Annotated in this window: 18 protein-coding genes; 5 read left to right on the forward strand and 13 right to left on the reverse strand. The window is 52.1% G+C overall.

From position 1 onward, the window contains the following. Window positions 1-6: 6 nt before the first annotated feature. The 9 genes from NSP04_RS00215 to NSP04_RS00255 all read right to left on the reverse strand — a co-directional run bounded on the left by NSP04_RS00215 (window position 7) and on the right by NSP04_RS00255 (window position 9212). Window positions 7-549: a hypothetical protein gene (locus NSP04_RS00215; protein WP_257510322.1), complete on the reverse strand. Its 543-nt coding sequence runs from the start codon at window positions 547-549 to the stop codon at window positions 7-9. A gap of 172 nt (window positions 550-721) precedes the next feature. Further along, entirely contained in the window at window positions 722-1411 is a 690-nt protein-coding gene (locus tag NSP04_RS00220; RefSeq protein ID WP_257510323.1) for a hypothetical protein, read from the reverse strand. 48 nt (window positions 1412-1459) lie between these two features. Next, on the reverse strand, window positions 1460-2344 hold the full coding sequence (locus tag NSP04_RS00225) for a peptidylprolyl isomerase (RefSeq protein ID WP_257510324.1): 885 nt from the start codon (window positions 2342-2344) through the stop codon (window positions 1460-1462). Next, window positions 2337-2822 (reverse strand): hypothetical protein, encoded by a 486-nt coding sequence (locus tag NSP04_RS00230; RefSeq protein ID WP_257510325.1) that lies wholly within the window; start codon window positions 2820-2822, stop codon window positions 2337-2339. Before NSP04_RS00230 ends, NSP04_RS00225 begins: the two co-directional genes overlap by 8 nt. Continuing rightward, a complete protein-coding gene (locus NSP04_RS00235; RefSeq protein WP_257510326.1) occupies window positions 2819-3694 on the reverse strand; it encodes a hypothetical protein in 876 nt (291 codons plus the stop codon). The genes NSP04_RS00230 and NSP04_RS00235 overlap by 4 nt, the downstream gene beginning before the upstream one ends. 4 nt (window positions 3695-3698) lie before the next feature. Next, entirely contained in the window at window positions 3699-4949 is a 1251-nt protein-coding gene (locus NSP04_RS00240; protein WP_257510327.1) for a type II secretion system F family protein, read from the reverse strand. 4 nt (window positions 4950-4953) lie between these two features. Continuing rightward, window positions 4954-6651 (reverse strand): GspE/PulE family protein, encoded by a 1698-nt coding sequence (locus NSP04_RS00245; RefSeq protein WP_257510328.1) that lies wholly within the window; start codon window positions 6649-6651, stop codon window positions 4954-4956. A gap of 19 nt (window positions 6652-6670) precedes the next feature. After that, the gene (locus tag NSP04_RS00250) at window positions 6671-7516 is read right to left on the reverse strand and encodes a hypothetical protein (protein ID WP_257510329.1); all 846 of its coding nucleotides are present in this window, start codon (window positions 7514-7516) and stop codon (window positions 6671-6673) included. A gap of 7 nt (window positions 7517-7523) precedes the next feature. Beyond that, window positions 7524-9212 (reverse strand): type II secretion system protein GspD, encoded by a 1689-nt coding sequence (locus tag NSP04_RS00255; protein ID WP_257510330.1) that lies wholly within the window; start codon window positions 9210-9212, stop codon window positions 7524-7526. 141 nt (window positions 9213-9353) lie between these two features. Here NSP04_RS00255 and NSP04_RS00260 point away from each other — a divergent pair, with 141 nt between their 5' ends. The 3 genes from NSP04_RS00260 to NSP04_RS00270 are packed head-to-tail and all read left to right on the forward strand — an operon-like array spanning window position 9354 to window position 11238. Next, window positions 9354-9824: a DsrE family protein gene (locus NSP04_RS00260; protein ID WP_257510331.1), complete on the forward strand. Its 471-nt coding sequence runs from the start codon at window positions 9354-9356 to the stop codon at window positions 9822-9824. Between the two features lie 24 nt (window positions 9825-9848). Further along, on the forward strand, window positions 9849-11105 hold the full coding sequence (locus tag NSP04_RS00265) for an MFS transporter (RefSeq protein ID WP_257510332.1): 1257 nt from the start codon (window positions 9849-9851) through the stop codon (window positions 11103-11105). After that, window positions 11080-11238 carry a hypothetical protein gene (locus NSP04_RS00270; protein WP_257510333.1) on the forward strand — a complete coding sequence of 53 codons (159 nt, stop codon included), beginning with the start codon at window positions 11080-11082 and terminating at the stop codon, window positions 11236-11238. The genes NSP04_RS00265 and NSP04_RS00270 overlap by 26 nt, the downstream gene beginning before the upstream one ends. A 448-nt stretch (window positions 11239-11686) precedes the next feature. Here NSP04_RS00270 and NSP04_RS00275 read toward each other — a convergent pair whose 3' ends face one another. Together NSP04_RS00275 and NSP04_RS00280 are read right to left on the reverse strand one after the other, a co-directional pair. After that, window positions 11687-12451, reverse strand: coding sequence for an LrgB family protein (locus tag NSP04_RS00275; RefSeq protein WP_257510334.1), 765 nt, complete (start codon window positions 12449-12451; stop codon window positions 11687-11689). Beyond that, window positions 12444-12818: a CidA/LrgA family protein gene (locus NSP04_RS00280; RefSeq protein ID WP_257510335.1), complete on the reverse strand. Its 375-nt coding sequence runs from the start codon at window positions 12816-12818 to the stop codon at window positions 12444-12446. Before NSP04_RS00280 ends, NSP04_RS00275 begins: the two co-directional genes overlap by 8 nt. Before the next feature lie 106 nt (window positions 12819-12924). On the opposite strand from NSP04_RS00280, the gene NSP04_RS00285 reads away from it, so the two are divergent. Further along, window positions 12925-13593 (forward strand): OmpA family protein, encoded by a 669-nt coding sequence (locus tag NSP04_RS00285; protein WP_257510336.1) that lies wholly within the window; start codon window positions 12925-12927, stop codon window positions 13591-13593. Window positions 13594-13700: 107 nt separating this feature from the next. On the opposite strand, the gene NSP04_RS00290 is transcribed toward NSP04_RS00285, so the two are convergent. Both NSP04_RS00290 and NSP04_RS00295 read right to left on the reverse strand, forming a co-directional pair. After that, window positions 13701-15470 (reverse strand): AMP-binding protein, encoded by a 1770-nt coding sequence (locus NSP04_RS00290; RefSeq protein ID WP_257510337.1) that lies wholly within the window; start codon window positions 15468-15470, stop codon window positions 13701-13703. Window positions 15471-15700: 230 nt separating this feature from the next. Next, window positions 15701-16702, reverse strand: a complete 1002-nt coding sequence (locus NSP04_RS00295) for a CaiB/BaiF CoA transferase family protein (RefSeq protein WP_257510338.1) — start codon at window positions 16700-16702, stop codon at window positions 15701-15703. 120 nt (window positions 16703-16822) lie between these two features. Here NSP04_RS00295 and NSP04_RS00300 point away from each other — a divergent pair, with 120 nt between their 5' ends. Beyond that, on the forward strand, window positions 16823-18049 hold the full coding sequence (locus NSP04_RS00300) for a hypothetical protein (protein WP_257510339.1): 1227 nt from the start codon (window positions 16823-16825) through the stop codon (window positions 18047-18049). Window positions 18050-18193: the final 144 nt, after the last annotated feature.

The following is an 18193-nucleotide window of genomic DNA, read 5'->3' on the forward strand; positions in this document are numbered from 1 at the left end:
CGACCTCTAGTTCAACACGATGAACACAAGTTCATCGCCGTCCAGCGCTGCGGTGCTGGGGTATTGCCGTAGCAGGCGATTGCGGGTGGCTTCTGCACCCCCCGCAACACGCGGGTTTAAACGCAATCGAATTCCATTTAATTCAGTGTGTTCGTATATCCATTCTTCAAATTCTGGGGGGCTGGCTGGCAGGGGTATTCCGTCCGACATGGTGGCCAGCGAACGCGAGCCCAGGGGCGCACCCGGGCACTCTACGTTTGAAATCAAATCCCGATTGCCCACACCTGCGGGCGCCGGGTAAGCATGCCGAGTATTGAATTGCAGGTGGTCGCCGTCTGGGTAAATGGCTGCGCACAACAACACTTTGCCGCGTATTACTTCAAGCTGGCTGGCCACGTCTTCAACGGTTTGCTGCACAACCCGGCCCTGCTGGTTGCTCATGTTCAAACGACCGTACGCCACGCCGACAATCGCCAACAGACCAATTCCGTACAATATGTACGAAGCGATAAAGCCCGATTGTCGTTTTGCGCGTTGCAAGGTGTTCATTTATTTCTGGTCCAGTTCCATTCACGGATTACGCCATACATCGATTTAACGGCTTTTCTTGGGTGTGGCAGTATCCCTACATCAGGTTAAGCAGGGCATAGAAAAACCCCGGCCTGCCTAGTGGGTGTGCCGGGGTTAAGTGGAATTTAAGTGCTGCGGAATTAACTGCCGCTTAGTTTTCTTGAACAGCTTTGAAGTAAACGTAGCTTGCGTCGCTGGTTTCAACACAACCTTCAGGCCAGCCTGCCGCATCGCCTGCGGTTCCAAGTCCGCCATCCGCATCGGTGGTCCAGGCTGTCAGGGCAGCAGTGCCAACCGGAATGTTCGCTGTGCCATACAGCAGTGTGTTGACGCGGCCACATACATCTTGACGCAAACCAGGCAACACCACCATTGGATCAACCCCAGGGCCGCCCAAACCATCGCCGGGTGTGGCTCGGTTAATGTACCAATGGCCAGCAGCAAGTGGGTTGGTTCCCAAGGTTTGAATGACAGTGGCAGGGCCAGCTACGAATGCTGAAGTGGGCATGATTTGCGGGGAAGCGTAGCGCGCTGCGGGATCAAACAAACCAACCTGTGTAGTGCCAGTGAAGTCCATGGTGTCTTCAACTGCTGAAGAACCGAAGTCGCTTGAATAACGCGCCACGCCGTCGCGCAGGTCGCTGGCCTGTTTCAAAATAACCGAGGCATTGACTTTGGCCTGTTCCACGTCGGTTTGCGAGGTGGGGCTGCGGTTGGCCAGCGCAAAGCCGCCCAGCACTGCAGTCATCAACGCGATACCAAACAACAGCGCCGCTTGTATGAAGCCCGATTGGGCTGATTGTTTGACCAACAATGGTCTGGTTTGTCGTATTACTTGCATGACTTTCTCCTCGGCACTTCCAATAAGTGTGTTATTTCGTCGCTTTGATTAACCAAGTTCTACTTTGGCTTTTCTTCGGGCTTGTTCCAGTTCTTCATTAAACTTCTGCATCGCAAGGGCTTGAACAATGTCTTGTTTCAAGTCTTCCATCTTGGGCTTGTCAATCTTTTTGCTGTCCTCGATTTTCAGAATCAGCAAGCCATTGCGCAGTTGCAAGACTTCGCTGTACTCGCCTTTCTTCATCTTGGACACCACGCGCCCCAAGTTGTAAGGCAAGGCAGACGCTGCAGCAAAACCATCGCCTTGTTCAATCAGTGGCTTTAGCTGTTCTTCAGCGTCTTTGTCGCCTTTCTTGAGGCTGGCCAGTGTTTTTTGCACGTCGTTGGCGTCGACACTCAAGTAGTAGCTGACTTTCCATAGCTGGAAGTTTTGATCAAGCACATTGGCGTCGTAGTAGGTTTTTACTTCTTCGTCACTTACACCTTTGCGAAGGTCTTCCATGCGGCGGGTGGTGTAAAGCGTTGAAAGTACTTCGCGCTCTGCGGCTTGCAGGGTTGCTTGCGCTTCTTCGGCGTACATTTTTCGACCCAACTCGGCGGCAATTACTTTGTTGATGTAGCGGTCAATCACGATGGCTTTGTCTACACCCGACTGCAGCAAACCGCCCACTTCCATTTCGGTCACTTTCATGCCGTCGATGCTGGCCAGCACCACGTCACTGCCCTTGTTGGCGGCGTTTGCATTGGCCAGTGGTGAAACACCCGAGCTGCTTGATGCCGAATCACCGAACACGGTCATGCCCGCCCAGGCCACAAGGCCTACGAAGGCCAAGCCCGCACCGCCCATAATTAATTTTGTTCGGGTGTCAGTTTTCGCGGAAGAGGCTTCAACGGGTTGGGCAAACTCTTCATTCAGTGTGTTCATGTCATTCATTTTCTTGACCCCTTAATTTAACTTCTACCTTTTCGACGATTCCAGTGACCAAAGCAGTTGAAGCCTTGCCCGCACAACCTGCCAAACAAATTTCCTTGGCCTTCCAAACCACGTCTTTCGATACACCCTGCACACTGTTGAGCACATACATGAACTCGGCGTACCTTGCAGGGTCTGTGATGTCGATGCGCAAGCCGTCTTTCTCTGCTGCTACCGTGACGTGAGGACTCAAGCGCCCCAACACGACCGAATAGTCTTCATAAACTTTTTTACCCACAGGCAATTTTTTCAAGGTGAAGGCAGGAAGCTCCATACTTTTCTTTTCCTTTTGTGTTTCAACCAGCAGGTCTTGCACAGAAAAAATAGCCAGCACCAGCATCAACACAGCGATCATCATCGTGAGAATCGGCGCCAGCCCGAGCATGCGGCTGACCTCGGTCATCAACATTGATGCATCTGTCTTGAAGTCGAGCCTCATGATTTTTTCCCCTTCTTACCTTCTTTACGTACCGTTAGCAGTCCTTCCATATCCCTTAGATCGGTGATTACCCCGGCGCGCCCCAAGGAATCGAGATAATCCTGACTAACCCAACTGGGCAGCACCAATTCAAAACTTTCATCGTCTTCATCAATTAAGCGATAGGATTGAATCCACCCGCCTGAACGCACCACGGTGGCGGAAACAATTTGAATTCTTGAAATTTGGCGGGCCAGGGGCTGTTGTACGCTGAGGTCTTTGAGCGTGGCGTTCAAATCGTTTTCTACGGCCTGCGCATTCAGCGAAGTTTCATTGGTTCGGCTTAACACGGTGTTTGTAATCTGCACGCCCACAAAGCTGAGTACAGACACCGCCAAAATGCCGATGGAGCCTTTCATTAAATAGGAACTAACTCGATCTGAAATGCCCTGAATGGCCTGGGGAACACTGGCCAAGGGCCTGCCGCCCTTGTTGTTGATTTCAACCACTTGCAAGTCAAGGTCGATCAAATAATCTTTAATGGCTTCGGGGTCGTTGCACAACAACCGCATGCTGCCACTTTCAAGAATCATGGCGACCGAGAAGTCGCTGCCATGAAGCAGGTAAATCGCATCGCCTTGATGAAGCGGCCCGTTGGGCAATACATCAATAAATGGCAACTTGAATTCTGACGACGAGGCCAGAAAGCTGCTTTCAATGGCGAAGTAATACACATACCCCGCACGTTCAATAAAATAGGTGTGCAAGCGATTGGTGCCCAACAAAGCGTATGCGTGGTTAACCACCACACGCTGCGGGCTGGCGCTGCCCACGGGCAATCGGCCTGCGATCAGGTTGGAGTAAATCGCTTTTAAGTTGACGTGTTGTTCCATTTTTTTAGGATCCTGAAATCACCAGTTCGTTTTGCAGGTACACCACCGCAAGGCTGAAAAGCACCGCAATGCCGGAATACACAAGCGAGCCCACAAAGGCGAGAATCGCGAATCTGCGTGCTGCGGAATTGGCTTTGTCCTCGCGGGTTTGTGAAATTGAGGCCAAACACTCGGCCAATTGGGTTTGGTCTTTGTGAGCGCGTATCAGCAGCCTTTCGCTGCTGTCGAGCAACATGTGATTGAATGCGCTTGCCGGTTGCTCGCCGATTTCACTGCGGTTGGTGATGTCTTCCCAAAAGCGTGTAATGGTGGGGGTGATGGTGCCCTTGCGCGCAATTTGCACTGCATTCAAAAACGCAACACCGCCTGTTAACAGCGAACCCAGCACACGGGTTGTTGCAGCCATGCCGGAAGATATCAACAGCTCGCCAATCACTGGTACTTTTTCCAGCATGGCAAAGGCCTGGGTTCTGGTTTTCTGGTCGGGCGACAACACCATCATGGTGAAATAAATCAACACCAGCATGAACACAAACGAGAACGCCAAAAGGCCGTTGTTGACCTGTTCAGCAAGCGCCAGCGAACTTTCAAACTGAGCAATTTTTTCCGGGTCCTCACTCATCAGCGGAGTGCCCTTCAATTGCTCGATCAAGCCGAAGCGCATGCCCACCACGGTGGACACTGCCATGATCAAATCAAGCGCAGTCCAGGTGACTGCACCAAACATCAACTTGAAAGTTGCGGAACCCTTTTCATAAAAACTAACCGCTGTTTCAAGCGCTTTGCTAAGCTGCCCGGCTGTTTCACCGGCACGCAGAACCGCCAGTGTTGAATCATCGAACCAATTCAACAATTCAAGGGCTTGAACAAATCCAAAACCCTGTCGAAGTGCATTCAATGCTTGATTCAAGACCAAACGTTGCTCGCCCAGCTCGCCCAAAATAACCTGTTCCAATGCTTTTTCAGGCGACAGGCCTGAACGCACATTGAATGCCAAAGCCTGCAAGAATTTTTGTTTGTAACTGCGGCTTACCTTGGATGCAAACAGCCTTTGCAATGCGCCTTTTGAACGCACTTCAAAAATATCGAGTACAACCCCACCCCGGTCAATCACCTGCTGAATGGCCTCGCGTTTTCGGGAAGCAGTAATAACAAGTTCGTGACGGAAATAGCCGGTTAAACGATCATCTGGGCGCGCAGTGGCGTCGAGCATTTGCGGTGCAAGATATTGAACCCTGTAGTTTGCAATGGCCATGCGCTTACTCCACCGCACCGAATAGTTGGGCCACGCTGCGCCAATCCACAAGCCCCTGGTCCATCAGGGTTTGCAATGTGTCCAGGCGGCTGGTGTACTCCACACCATTTTCTTCGCGCAAGTCCACTGGCAATTCAAGCTCATTGTTCTTGAATGCCCGCACAAAGTTGGCCCTCATTCCTTCATTGGTGGGCACATGCAAAGTTTCATGCGCGGCCACACGACCTGAATACCCAGTGCTTGCGCAGCGCGTGCAACCAGTTTTCTTTTTAAGGCCGGGGCGGGCTTGAATCAACCCACCTGTTAGTCGCAGGGTGTGGCTTTGTAGCTGTTCAATTTCGTCGTTGTGCATGGGCTTGGCACATGAACACAAACGTCGCATCAAGCGCTGGTGCACCACCATGCGCAAGAAGTGCGCAATCAGAAATTCTGAATCGGCCCGGTGCGAAGGGTCGATCATCGACAAAAACCGTTCGCTGACTTGAATCACGCTGTTGGCGTGAATGGTGGAAATGACCAAGTGACCGCTTTCTGCAAAAGCCAACGCTGCCCGCGCGGAATCGGCGTCGCGAATTTCACCAAAAATAAGAATGTCAGGATCTTGCCGCAGAATGGACCGTTCCAGGTCAATTGCTTTTTGCTTCACCAAAGCCTGCAACTGAATTTGCTTGGCGAACGGCAAGATGTATTCAACCGGGTCTTCAACAGTAATAATATTCATCGCATCGCGGCGAAACCCGCAAGCCATGGTGTATTGCGTTGTACTTTTACCTGAACCCGTGGCACCGGAAATAAACACCAAGCCACCGGTTTTACCGGTTTGCTGGGTAATGCCGCGAATCAGTTCCATCATCTTGGGCTGGCCCGGAAACAATGCGGAAAGGCTGGGTAGTAATGATGCATCCAGTGCACGCAACACCAGCGATTCACCATCGACCAAAGGCTGTGTTGAAATACGAAAATCCACAACTCGGCCCTCGTGTTCAACAGTCAAGCGACCGTCTTGCGCCGTGCGGCTATTCGACGCATCCATGCCTGCTTCAATTTTGATACGGGCCACCAGCGACTGCATCAGCAATTCGGGTAACAGATGGGTTTGGCGCATGGCGGAATCAACCCGATAGGCTATCCATGCATCGGGGTCAGATTTCCGGCTTAGATGAATGTCGCTTGCGCGCAATGAAAGTGCTTCTTTCAGCACCGCATACACCAGGCTGCGCAAGCGCCCCGCTTCCAAACCTTCGGAACGAAGAATGGACACCAAACCATTGACTGAACCCGATTGTTCAATGCGCATCAGCACATCAAATACTTCCTGTCGACTTGCGGGCAACACACGAAGCGCTTGCACTGGGGCACGCAGAATTTCCTGAATTCGGGCGCGTTGTGCTGCACTTAAAGGTTGAGCACATTTCAGTGTGAGCACACCTTTTGAAAACTCAGTGGGCACGCACACGAAGCGTCGACAATATTCCAGCGGCAAAATTGTTTGCAGGGTGAAGTGATCACCAATGACACCCAGGTCATCGACATGGTCATCGTCCCGAAGATCATCGGCATTGATGAAGCGCGAACGCAGCGCGAGGCTTGATAGTTCAGATACACGACCTTCTGATCGCAAATGTGCATGTTGCTGACGCAACAGCGTGAGCTGGTGGTCATCAAGCCCTGCATCGCTCAACTCCTGTTCTGTGCTTTTCATGGTGCGTTGCCTTGTGCGGCTAAAACGGTGAAGACGAACCAAAGCCGGGCTGCTGGCCAAAGCCTTGATTGCCACCGCCAAAGCCTGAACCGAAGTTGCCGTTGTTGCCTTGCTGGTTGCTTTGCTGATTACCCGCCACGCCCGTGGCTGAGAAAGTTTGTGTGTTTAGCCTGGGAACCAGGTAATTGAAAGATTCCGTTTCTACTTTCAGCAACTGCGAATCGGTGGGTACTTGTGCAATGCCGCCATCGCTTGATTCCAATGCGCCGAAAAACACATTGACCCAGGCACCTTTGTCGCTGAGCCAATCGACCATCACGTCTTGCCCCATCACTTTGGCGCGCACGGAATAACCCGAAATGTTCACCACTTGCCCCACTCGCAAACGAACCACCGCAGTAGAACGCGATACATTGCGGGTGCCGGCCACTACAGATTCCTGCCCGCCCTGCCCCGCTTGCCCGCCCTGCCCGGGAGACGTGCCCACCCCAGGGGATGTTTGCACTGTTTCATTGCTGACCTTGCGCATCACGATTGCATTTTGAATATGTGCGGTGACCTGCATTCCGGAAAACAGATTGGCCAGCGCCAAAGGCACTACAGCTGAATTCAGGGCTTGTTGCCTTACATTTAAATCTTCTTGTGTAATTCGTCGCTCGGCCTGCTGGCGCAGGTCCTCAGAATCTGCGGAATTGCCAACAGGGGCCGTACTTTTGGCGGGCGCACTGCCTTCAGCGGCATTGTTTGTTTCCGTTAGCAGCGCAGGCCGTACCAGCGGATTTGCGATGGTTTGTGCCAGGCCAACTGCAGGCAAAGTACTTGTAAGCAGTACGAGAAGCCAACGTGTGTCGTTCAACTTTTTCATGTCAGCCTCAGGGTTTTACTTTGGTTAGTTTCGACAACATTTGCGTGGGTTGTGGTACGGCACCCAGGCGGCTGGACATGCGCAGCGCACTGCCTTTGAATTCCGCCTTGGCTACACTGGCCACGGGCTCCAGAAACTCTTCGGGTTCGGCTTCGGGCTGAACTTCCGGAGTTGAACTGGGTGTTGGCACAGCCGCAGGTACAGGCTGAATTTGCCTGCGTACAGCGGGCGCGCGCATGGGTTCGCTGTAAACATCGGCTGCGGCCTGGCGGGTGTCATCGAACAGCAGCAAGCGTGGGCGAATGGTCACCACCAGTTCTGTTTGCTTGGTACTTTTCACCTTGCTGAGAATGCCCAAGCCTTCTTGAGAATCGTCTTGTGAACGCGATACGGTGATGCCACCCAATAAAATGGTGTCGCCGGGGCGACAACGAATTTGGGTTTTCAGTTCACGGTCAGCCACTTCAGGCAGGTTTAAATCAACACCCAATGCAGTGAAGCGCTTCAGTGCTAGCAGTTCGGTAATCGAAATATTGATTCGGGTGTAAATGGTGGCGTCGTGTGCTTCGCCAGTTAATGACACTTCAAGACCGGTGCGCAGGTTTTGAGTATCCGCAGTGGATTGCGCAACGCCGTTCACAATTTGAGAACCGACCCGTGAAACAAACGTGGTGGACTGCCCCACGCGAATGTTGCCGTTGGTGCCGTTCATCAGGCCAATCTTGGGCTGGCTTAGTGTTTTAACATCACCCTGTGAGCGTAAGAAATCGAGCAAGAAATTGGTTGAAAAATTTTCGCCAAAAATAAGTGCTTCAATGCCTGTGGAAGAACGCGACACCTGCCCTACGCTGGTGGCAGTACTGGCCGCACCTACAATTCCAGAATCGGGCGCTGTGTTGATGCCAGCACCGGTTTTGTAAAGTTCCCAGCGAATGCCCATGTTCGACGAATCGTTCAAATCGACTTGCAACACATTCATGTCGTAAACAATCAGTGAACGGGTTGCTCGGGCCTTGTTCATGTAGCTTTGAATGTCGGTCAACGCGCGGCGGTTTGCGCGAAACACCAACGACCGGTTGATGCGGTCCAGGTAAACGTCTTTCGCGCCCAGGTACTGCATGGTGTTGGTTACACCGGCCATGCTGTCTTCGTTCAACACCGGGGGCATGGTGACTACAAACTGCTGTTCCGGCATGATGCGCAACACACCAGAATCGCTGACAGTCCAGAAGAAACCCATGATTTCACCCAACTGATTCATGACGCTGGGCAAAGTGCCGTTCAAGTTATTAAGGGTGACCACACCATAACGGGAAGCTGAATCTGCGCCACCTTCAAAGCTAAGTGGCATGTTGGTGTCTGCAAAAATAATTTGCAGCACATCGAACAAACCACGTTCAGTCACTGACAAATTGCGAATTTCGCGATCGGGCAATTGCCCGCCCGACATTTGAGGCCGCACCCAGAAAGTGTCCGAGGGCAAGCGTTCGATTGGCAATGTTCGCTGGGCAATGTTTGAGTCAGACGAGGAGAGTTCAGCAGCGGTTATTTCAGGCGCTTTGATTTTGTCTTTGAAAACTTGCATGTCCTCGAACGGACGCAACGATGAGCAAGCAGCAGCGCCCAGGGCGACAGCCACGTAAACACCAATTCTACTCACCGATAAAGCGGTGTTTAATGCGGTGTTTGGTTTCATACTGATGCTCATCCTTTACTAATCGGTACCACTGAGTATCCAGATAAGGGATGGGTTAAACATCCCTCTAAGGAGTCACCTCACCGCCCCCACCTTTTCGTGGGATAAAGTGGGGTTAACCGGAATTCATGGAGAGAAAAATTGAAAGCTATTTTTATCAGAAAAGCGTTGCTGGGCTTGGTTTCCGGCATGTTACTAACAAGCCCTTTGCACGCGCAGAACACCGCCGCTGCACCTCGAGTGCACACCCAAGACATCACCTCGAAAGTGGTGTATCACATCAATGGCGCTGAACAGCCGCTTAAGGGATTGCGAAATATTCGCAACCATCTGGATGTGTCGCCAAAAACAACTATTGTGGTGGTGACCCATGCGAATGGCGTTGATTTCTTGATGGAAGGCGCCAAACACGCGGAAACCGGCACGCAGTACGCACCGCTTGTTAGCGCGCTAACAGCCCGTGGTGTTGTGTTTGAAATTTGCGAAATTACCTTGAAGAACAGAAAGCTGAACAAGGACCAGTTTGTGCTGGACGCCACATTCACCCCTTCCGGCGTAGTGCGCGTTGCCGATTTGCAAACCCAACAAGGCTTCGCTTACATCAAACCCTAATAATTAACTTATTACCCTGCCTTCATGAACCCCATAACCCACAAGGCTGTTTCACCCCTAACCGTGCTGTGGTGCGGGGCTTTTATCATGACCATTGCACTTGGCGTTCGCCATTCATTCGGTTTGTTTTTACAACCCATGAGTTTGAGCAATGAATGGGGACGCGAAGTGTTCGCCTTTTCCATTGCGATGCAAAATCTGGTGTGGGGGGTGGCACAGCCCTTTGTAGGAAGAATGGCGGACCGGCTAGGTGCTGCGATTACCATGATGATTGGGGGCGCGCTTTACGCGTTAGGCCTTTTTTTGATGGCCACTGTGGAAAGCCCCGGTATGCTGACATTCAGTGCAGGTATTTTGATTGGCCTGGGTTTGAGTGGCACCACGTTTCCTGTGGTTTTTGGGGCGGTAAGCCGCGCCATGCCCCCTGAAAAGCGCAGTATGGCCATGGGCATTTCCATGGCGCTGGGCTCATTGGGTCAGTTTGCATTCCTGCCCGGCGGGCTGTTCTTGATCAACTCGATTGGTTGGTCTTCTGCGCTAACTGCGCTTGCGTGTATTGCGCTGATTATCATGGCTTTGGCTTGGCCACTGTTCGAGAGAAAACAAAATGTAGCGCCGCTTGGCCAAGCCCTTGCAAGCACGCCGACAAACCTGCCGCCTGAACTGGGCATGTGGGCATCGCTTCGCCAAGCGATACAACACCGGGCATTTTTAATGTTAAGCGTAGGCTACTTTGTGTGTGGCTTTCAAATTCTGTTCATCAGTGTGCACCTGCCCAGCTACCTGCAAGACAGTGGCATACCCGCCAGCGCAGGCAGCACTGCCCTGGCACTGATTGGTCTGTTCAATATTCTGGGCAGTTACCTGGCAGGGTTGTGGGGTGGGAAATACCGAAAACCGATGTTGCTCAGCGGCATTTATGGTTTGCGCGGTTTATTGATTATCGCTTTCGTGCTGGCCCCACTCAGCACCTGGAGCGTGTACCTGTTCGCAGCTTGCATGGGCGTACTTTGGCTTTCAACCGTGCCGCTGACCACAGGCACGGTGTCGTCCATGTTTGGGGTGAAAAACCTTTCCATGCTGGGCGGCCTGGTGTTTATGTTCCATCAAATTGGTGCTTTTGTTGGCGGCTGGCTGGGGGGGTTGTTGTTTGACGCCACAGGCAGCTACCAGGTGGTGTGGTGGATCTGTGTGGCTTTAAGTGCAATTGCAGCTGCGATAAACTGGCCAATACAGGAACGAAGTGCAGAGCACCATGAACCAACAACCCAAGCAGCCTGATTCATCTGCAGCACCTTTGATGCCACGCTGGGCAAAGGTGGCGCTGGTGGTGGTCGCCCTGTTGGTGATGCTGGGGTATGCCAGCCCGGACATGCGGGCGGTTTATGTTGCCGCTTGGGCTGCTTGCTTTTAATGATTCGATTGCCGGGTTGGCCTTGCGCTGGGTCAGCACTGAAAACCGCAAATACCCTTCTTCAATTTAGCTTGCGTTCACCGCACCCCGACAAAAAAGATGGTCGGTGTGCGGGGTCGCTCTTCGCGCGAACACGCTCGCTAAAATGAAGCGGGGCGGTTTTCTTGAAGTGCTGACCCAGCGCAAGGCCAACCCAGCAACCTGAATAATCCCGGTGCTACGCGAGCAACTTGATATTTAGAAGAATTCCGGTTCAAGTTGGAAGGTCTGCGATTCAAGGAAATCTGCCGCCATCAAACTGACAACACTGTTCACCGAAGGTGAGAACCCGAACTCGCCCGTCTTTTTTGGCGAGGCGGGTTCAAGTGGTGTCAGCTTTGTATGGCGGGAATTCAGATTTCCAAGCAGACCTTGCACTTGTCCGGAATTCTTCAAGCGACTCAAACCACTAGGCGACCAAGGCGAACATCCACGGAATGAGCAACGCGCCAAATATGCCATGCAGCCCCATACCCAAGCTAGCGTAACGCCCCGCCTCCGGGTGAACGCTAAACGCCCTTGCAGTGCCAATGCCATGCGCCGCCAAGCCCATGGTGAAACCCCTCACCCACCAGCGCTTCATGCCCATGAAATTGAACAGCCAGGTACCCACAGCCGCGCCCAAGATGCCGGTAACAATCGCGAACAAGGCAGTGAGCGTGGGCGAAGCCCCAATGCGTTCGCTAACGCCCATGGCAATTGGCGCAGTCACCGATTTGGCCCAAAGGCTTTGAACAATGTCGATGTTGGCTCCCAACAGGTAAGCCGTGCCCAATGCGCTGGCAATTGAAAGCCCCCCGCCCACCAACAGGGCCACACTGAGCAACACCAGTGTGCGAATGGTTTGCCCTTTCACTGCCGTCAGCCCTTGGTAAATGGGCACAGCCAATGCCACAGTGGCAGTACCCAGCAAAAAGTGCACAAACTGCGCACCTTCGAAATATTGTTGATAACTAAGACCTGTAATTTGCAGAAAACCCGCCAGAAGTAACACGGCGATCATGACCGGATTGGTGAAGGGCTGCTGCCCGCTTTTTTTATAGCACCAAAGGCCTATTTGATAGGCCAGTAAGGTCAGGAACAAGGCACTAAGCGGGTTACCAGTTAAGTACACCCAAATTTCAGGCAGATCGGCCAAGCGACGCGTCGATTCAATTTGCGCTGGTTCAATCATTCTTCGATACCTCGCTGACATCACCAGGCATGAACCGCGTGGCAAGGCGATCCAGCAACAGGGCTGTGCCCACCAGGGTTACGACGACACTAACCAGAAGGCTGATCAGAATGATTACACCGAATTCTGCAAGCACTGGCCAAAACACCACCACCCCCACCGCAGCGGGAACGAACAACAAACCCAGATTTGCTGTGAATACATTGGCCGTGGTTTGAATGTCGACGGGCACCTCGCCTTTCAGGAAAAAGAAGGCGAGCAGGCAAATCAGACCCAAAACCGGACCCGGAATGGACGGAAAGGCAGCAAAGCTGAGCAATTCGCCCAAGGCCTGAAAAGCAAGAAGTATCGTTAATGATTTAAGCATGTGGCAGTGTAGCGCCATGAAAATTTTATAGTCAACCTGAAAAAGAGTGAGGCGTTACAATCGAGTGGACAGCAAATATTTAATAAAAAAACTCAAGGAAGACACCATGAACAAGTTCAAACTTTCAGCAATCGCCCTTACTTTGTTTGCAGCAGGTTGCGCCACCAATGGCGGCGGTATTTATCAACAACCACAGGGACAATCTCTGCCAGCTCCAGGTTCACCCGTGGCAGTAGCGGGTTGCCCTGTTGCGCCCGAACGCAAGGTCGACAACACCAAAACCGCTATTGGTACCGCAGTGGGCGCAATTGGTGGTGCAATCGCTGGCAACACCATTGACGGCAAAGACACCGTGCGCGGCGCAGCCTTGGGCGGCTTGTTCGGCTACCTGGTGGGCAGCCAGATTGCCGTGCGCGAACAGCGCGATGGTTCTGTGATGCTCGATATTCCAGGTGCGGCGCTGTTTGACACCAACCAAACTGCAATCAAATCGCAGTTCGCTGGCACGCTGGATCAAATTTCAGCCACCCTGCGTGACAACCCCAACACCATTGTGTGCGTGATTGGCTACACCGACAGCACTGGCAGTGACCAGTACAATCAGGATTTGTCAGTACGCCGCGCACAGTCAGTGACCAATTTCCTGACCAGCAAAGGCATCAGCGGCGCTCGCCTAACGGCGGCTGGTTTGGGTGAAGGTTTCCCAGTGGCCAGCAATGACAACGAAGCAGGCCGTGCACAGAACCGCCGCGTTGAAATGTACGTGCGCAACTAAGGAAGCAATCAGAGAATTGAGCTTCGCCACACGCGAAGTTTGAATAAAAAAAGCCACCTTCACAGGTGGCTTTTTTGTTGAGCAAAACCAGTTTAACTGTTTCAGACTTACGCTGTTTCTTTCGGCTTGTCGCGAAGTTCACGGCGCAGAATTTTACCCACTGGGGTTTTGGGCAAGTCGTCGCGGAATTCAACAAATGAAGGAATTTTGTAGCCCGTCAAATTCTGGCGGCAATGCGCGATCAAGTCTTCCTTGGTCACACTGGCGTCTTTCTTCACAACCACCAACTTCACTTTTTCGCCGGTAACCGGGTCGGGAACGCCGACTACGCCGCATTCCAGAACGCCCGGGTGCTGGGCCACAACGTCTTCGATTTCATTGGGGAACACGTTGAAACCGCTGACAATGATCATGTCTTTCTTGCGATCGACAATTTTCACAAACCCTTGTTCGTCCATGGTGCCAATGTCGCCAGTGGCCAGCCAACCGTCTTTGTCGATGGTTTTGGCGGTTTCTTCGGGGCGGTTCAAATAACCCAACATCACCTGTGGGCCGCGCACACAAATTTCACCAGGTTCGTTCAGGCCTGCCCACAAACCATCGTCTCGCTTCAAACGCACTTCGGTGCCAGGAATGGGCAAACCCACATTGCCACGGAAGGCCGGGCGTTCGCCACCATGCAGCGGTGGCACGGTTACTACAGGCGAGGTTTCTGTCATACCGAAGCCTTCGGAAATCGCACAACCCGTTACCTTGTACCAACGTTCAGCGATGGGTTGCTGCAAGGCCATGCCGCCGCTCATCGCGAATTTCATGTCGGAAAAATCGCGGTTGCAGAATTCCTCGTTGTTCAAAAATGCATTGAACAGTGTGTTCACGGCAGTAATTACGTGGAATTTTTCTTTGCGCAGCACTTTCATGACCGTGCCCACATCGCGTGGGTTGGCAATCAAGATATTGCGCGCGCCAAAGGTCATGAACAACATGCAATTCACGGCCAGCGCATAGATGTGGTAAAGCGGCAGCATAGTGACCACGCAAATTGGGTCTTTGCCAATTGCTTCACTCATCCAGGCCAGGCCCTGTTCCATGTTGCTCATCAGGTTGCGCTGGGTCAGCATGGCGCCTTTGGAAACGCCAGTGGTGCCGCCTGTGTACTGCAACAGTGCCACGTCATCAAGCTGTGGGCTGGGTTTGGGGAATGAAACACCATTGCCTGCAGCCAGGGCCTTTTTCAATGGTACGGCTTGCGGCAAGTTGTAGGCAGGCACCATCTTCTTGATTTTGCGCATCACGAAGTTGATGATCAGGCCCTTCAAACCACCCAACAAATCGCCAAGCTGAGTGATCACGATGTTTTTAACCTGAGTGCCTTCAAGAGACTGCTGCAAGGTGTTGGCAAAGTTTTCAAACACCACGATGGTGGTTGCGCCCGAATCTTTCAATTGATGATTCAATTCGCGCACGGTGTACAAGGGGTTCACATTCGTCAGGGTACAACCCAGTTTCATGGCACCAACAAAACACGCCGGAAACTGCACGCAGTTCGGCAACATGATGGCCACAACATCGCCTGCTTTCACGCCAATCGATTTCAAATAACCCGCAAACTGGTCTGAATAATCATCAACCTGCTTGTATGAAAATTCAGTGCCTGCTGACACAAAGGCAGGGCGGTCTGCAAACTTTTTAAGGCATTCCTGGATCAACTCCAGCATGCTGGTGTAGCGCAGGGGGGGCATGTCGCCAGACACGCCAGGGGGGTAGCTTTTGGTCCAGTAATTCGACTCAAATAACTCTTGTGCTTCTTTGCTGACAAAACCATTAAATTGGGTAGGCGACACCTGGGGGGCGGCCTCATCGGGACGTGCTGACATCTGGCTAATCTCCATGCAAATCAAGGCTGACGCGCAGTGGTACCCGGGTTTGTTTGCTGCCTCCCTGACCAAGCGGTGTCGCCCTGACTTTTTTATAAGTGTTGTGTAAGTCTTCAGACAGTCATAAAGATATCACCCTTCACTCGATTTGGGTAAGGCCCATGTAAGTTTTCAGCCCGAATCAAGTACTTAGGCAAAATAACGAAAGCACTTTTACTTTGCCCGAAAGGTTAGCTCAACAGTATTTTTCGCGCTTTCACTTCTGCACGGCTTAGTACCGGCGTAATGCATGCGTCGACATTGCCAAACACCTGCTCCCAGTGACTTAAAGGCTGCGATGCGATCAGTTCAATCATGTCATTGCGCATTTGAACAGCAGCGGGCGTGCCGGGCATGGCACCACGACTCCAGTGAATATTGATCCATTCCGGTTTACCCATGGCTTCACAAGCCACCTTCCAGAATTTGTGCTCGAGTGAGCCCACCGCCAAGTGCCGATTGTCCAGCGTGCGGTAAACGTTGTAACAGGCCAAACCACCGCTGAGTAAGTCGTCTTGATGCCTGGCGGGCTTGCCACTGAGCATGACCCACATTTGTTCCATGCTCTCGGGCATGATGTTTTGCTTCCACAGGTTGTGCGTCATTGACACATCCACAAAGGTGCCCTGCCCTGTGCGCTGCGCTTTCAGCAGCGCTGCCAGAATTCCCTGCACCGCGGCTGAAGTACCGCCAAACAAATCACCAAACTGCACAGCGGGAACCGGAATGTCGCCGTTGGCGGTTTGCAAACCGTCCAGAACCCCGCTTAGCGCCATGTAATTGATGTCGTGCCCTGCTTTTTCAGCCAATGCGCCAGTTTGCCCATAACCGGTGATGCTACACATCACCAACTTTGGGTTCAGCGCCTGAAGGGTCTCAAAACCACACCCCATTTCTGCCATTACACCGGGGCGAAAACCGTCGATCAACACATCGGCCTTGGCCGCATGGTCTTTTAAACTTTGAATGCCTTCCGGCGTGCGGAAGTCGGCGGTGACAATCTGCTTGCTGCTGTTTAGCGCGGCATAAAGCATAGGCATGCTTTTGGCGTCATCGCCGTGCGGGGGTTCCATCTTGATGACCGTGGCACCCATTTGCTGAAGTATCAGCGATGTGGCAGGACCGGGCAGGTTGCGAGACAAATCGAGAACGGTGAGGCCCTTGAGTAGGGTGGGGTCTTGGATGGGTGACACGATAAATTTTCCATGGGTTGTTTCGTTTCAGTTTACCAAACAAACGTTTGTTTTTTCAATTAAATGAACTGCGGATCGCCACTGAGTTACTTAGTGGCACCTTACGCTTGTGTCAAACCCATGCCCAATTCGATTTCGACGAACCACCACACCACGATTGAAAATACATCGGCCCGATACACGCTTAACCAACTCGCCCACACGTTGCCGAAAATTGCACATCGCCTTGGCCATCTGTTATACCGCAGCTACAAGATTTCCCCGGTTCAGGACAATTTCCGGGAGACGCACGCAACAACAGGGACGCATCAGTTAAAGCCAATTACGGACTGGCTTTTGAATGACCAGGGGCCGTCACTCAGCGCCCAAAATGAATTAAAAAAACAACTTGTACTCAGAAGCCGCCTGCTGGGGTACGAGGTGGAGAATCCGCTGTTTGTTTTCGCAAACAACCGAGTGCAATCAGAAACGATTGCGCTGCGGGAAGGTGACCCGCTGATTGCAAAACCGCTTGATGATGCAAAACTGGTGCTTGCCGACCTTTATCAAAAAAAGTATGGAATCCGCATTGTGGTTGAAACCCACCCAATGAACAAAGTACAACTGGCAAAAAAAATAAAGCAGGAATGCCTGCGAGCCAAAGGCATGCCGGTGGGTTTGATTTTGCGAACTACAAGCCAAGGGCAAGGGGAAAGTATGGGGCCTGGACAGAGCAACTACGCGGGGCACGTAACCCCGATAGTGATTCAGCAATTTGAGAAGGTGATCAACGTTGTTTCGCTGGACAGTACCCTGAACCCCAACACGACACTGCTCGGGGCGATGTTGCGTTTGTCTCATCAAAACATGAATATTCGAATGATTACACTGCACAAGGCACGACAAGCAGATCACTTTTCTTGCCACACCGATGCATTGCAAATATTGAAAGATCTTTTGGTGCAACAAAAAAGTTCCAGCAGGTGCATTCTTGACGATTTGTCTGCGCACCACCTTGCCGACGGTGATCAAATCACAAGCGCGGTCAATTTGTTAAAAATCGATTTGCCCCTATTCCTGCAAAAAGTTAATCAACGTGCGGAATGGCCAGCCAACGGGAACCAAAACGATGCGCAATGGTTGCAAGCACACCTGTCACCCACGCAACCGGGGAAATACCAAACGATTGAACAACACTGGCAGCGATATTCACGACAACCTTGGGAAAACGCCGGCAAACTGCACAATCATTTTTTGGCGGTGAAAGCCTTTCACAATGCAAACAAGGTTTTAAATCATCTTGAGTCGTTTGAAAGCAAGGTGTCTCGCGACAAGTACCTGGCAAAGTTAAGGAAAACGCACACTTAAGCAATGGCAAAACGGAACCGGTCCCCGTTCGTGGCTACTTATTTCTGTGTATAACAATTCGAGGGAAGTGGCGGCATGGGGAACATTCAGATCAATCCATTCAAGAATTGCATGCCGCAACCCTCAGAGGAACCAAACCACCAC

It is taken from the genome of Limnobacter parvus, assembly GCF_024623725.1.
GTDB lineage: Bacteria > Pseudomonadota > Gammaproteobacteria > Burkholderiales > Burkholderiaceae_B > Limnobacter > Limnobacter parvus.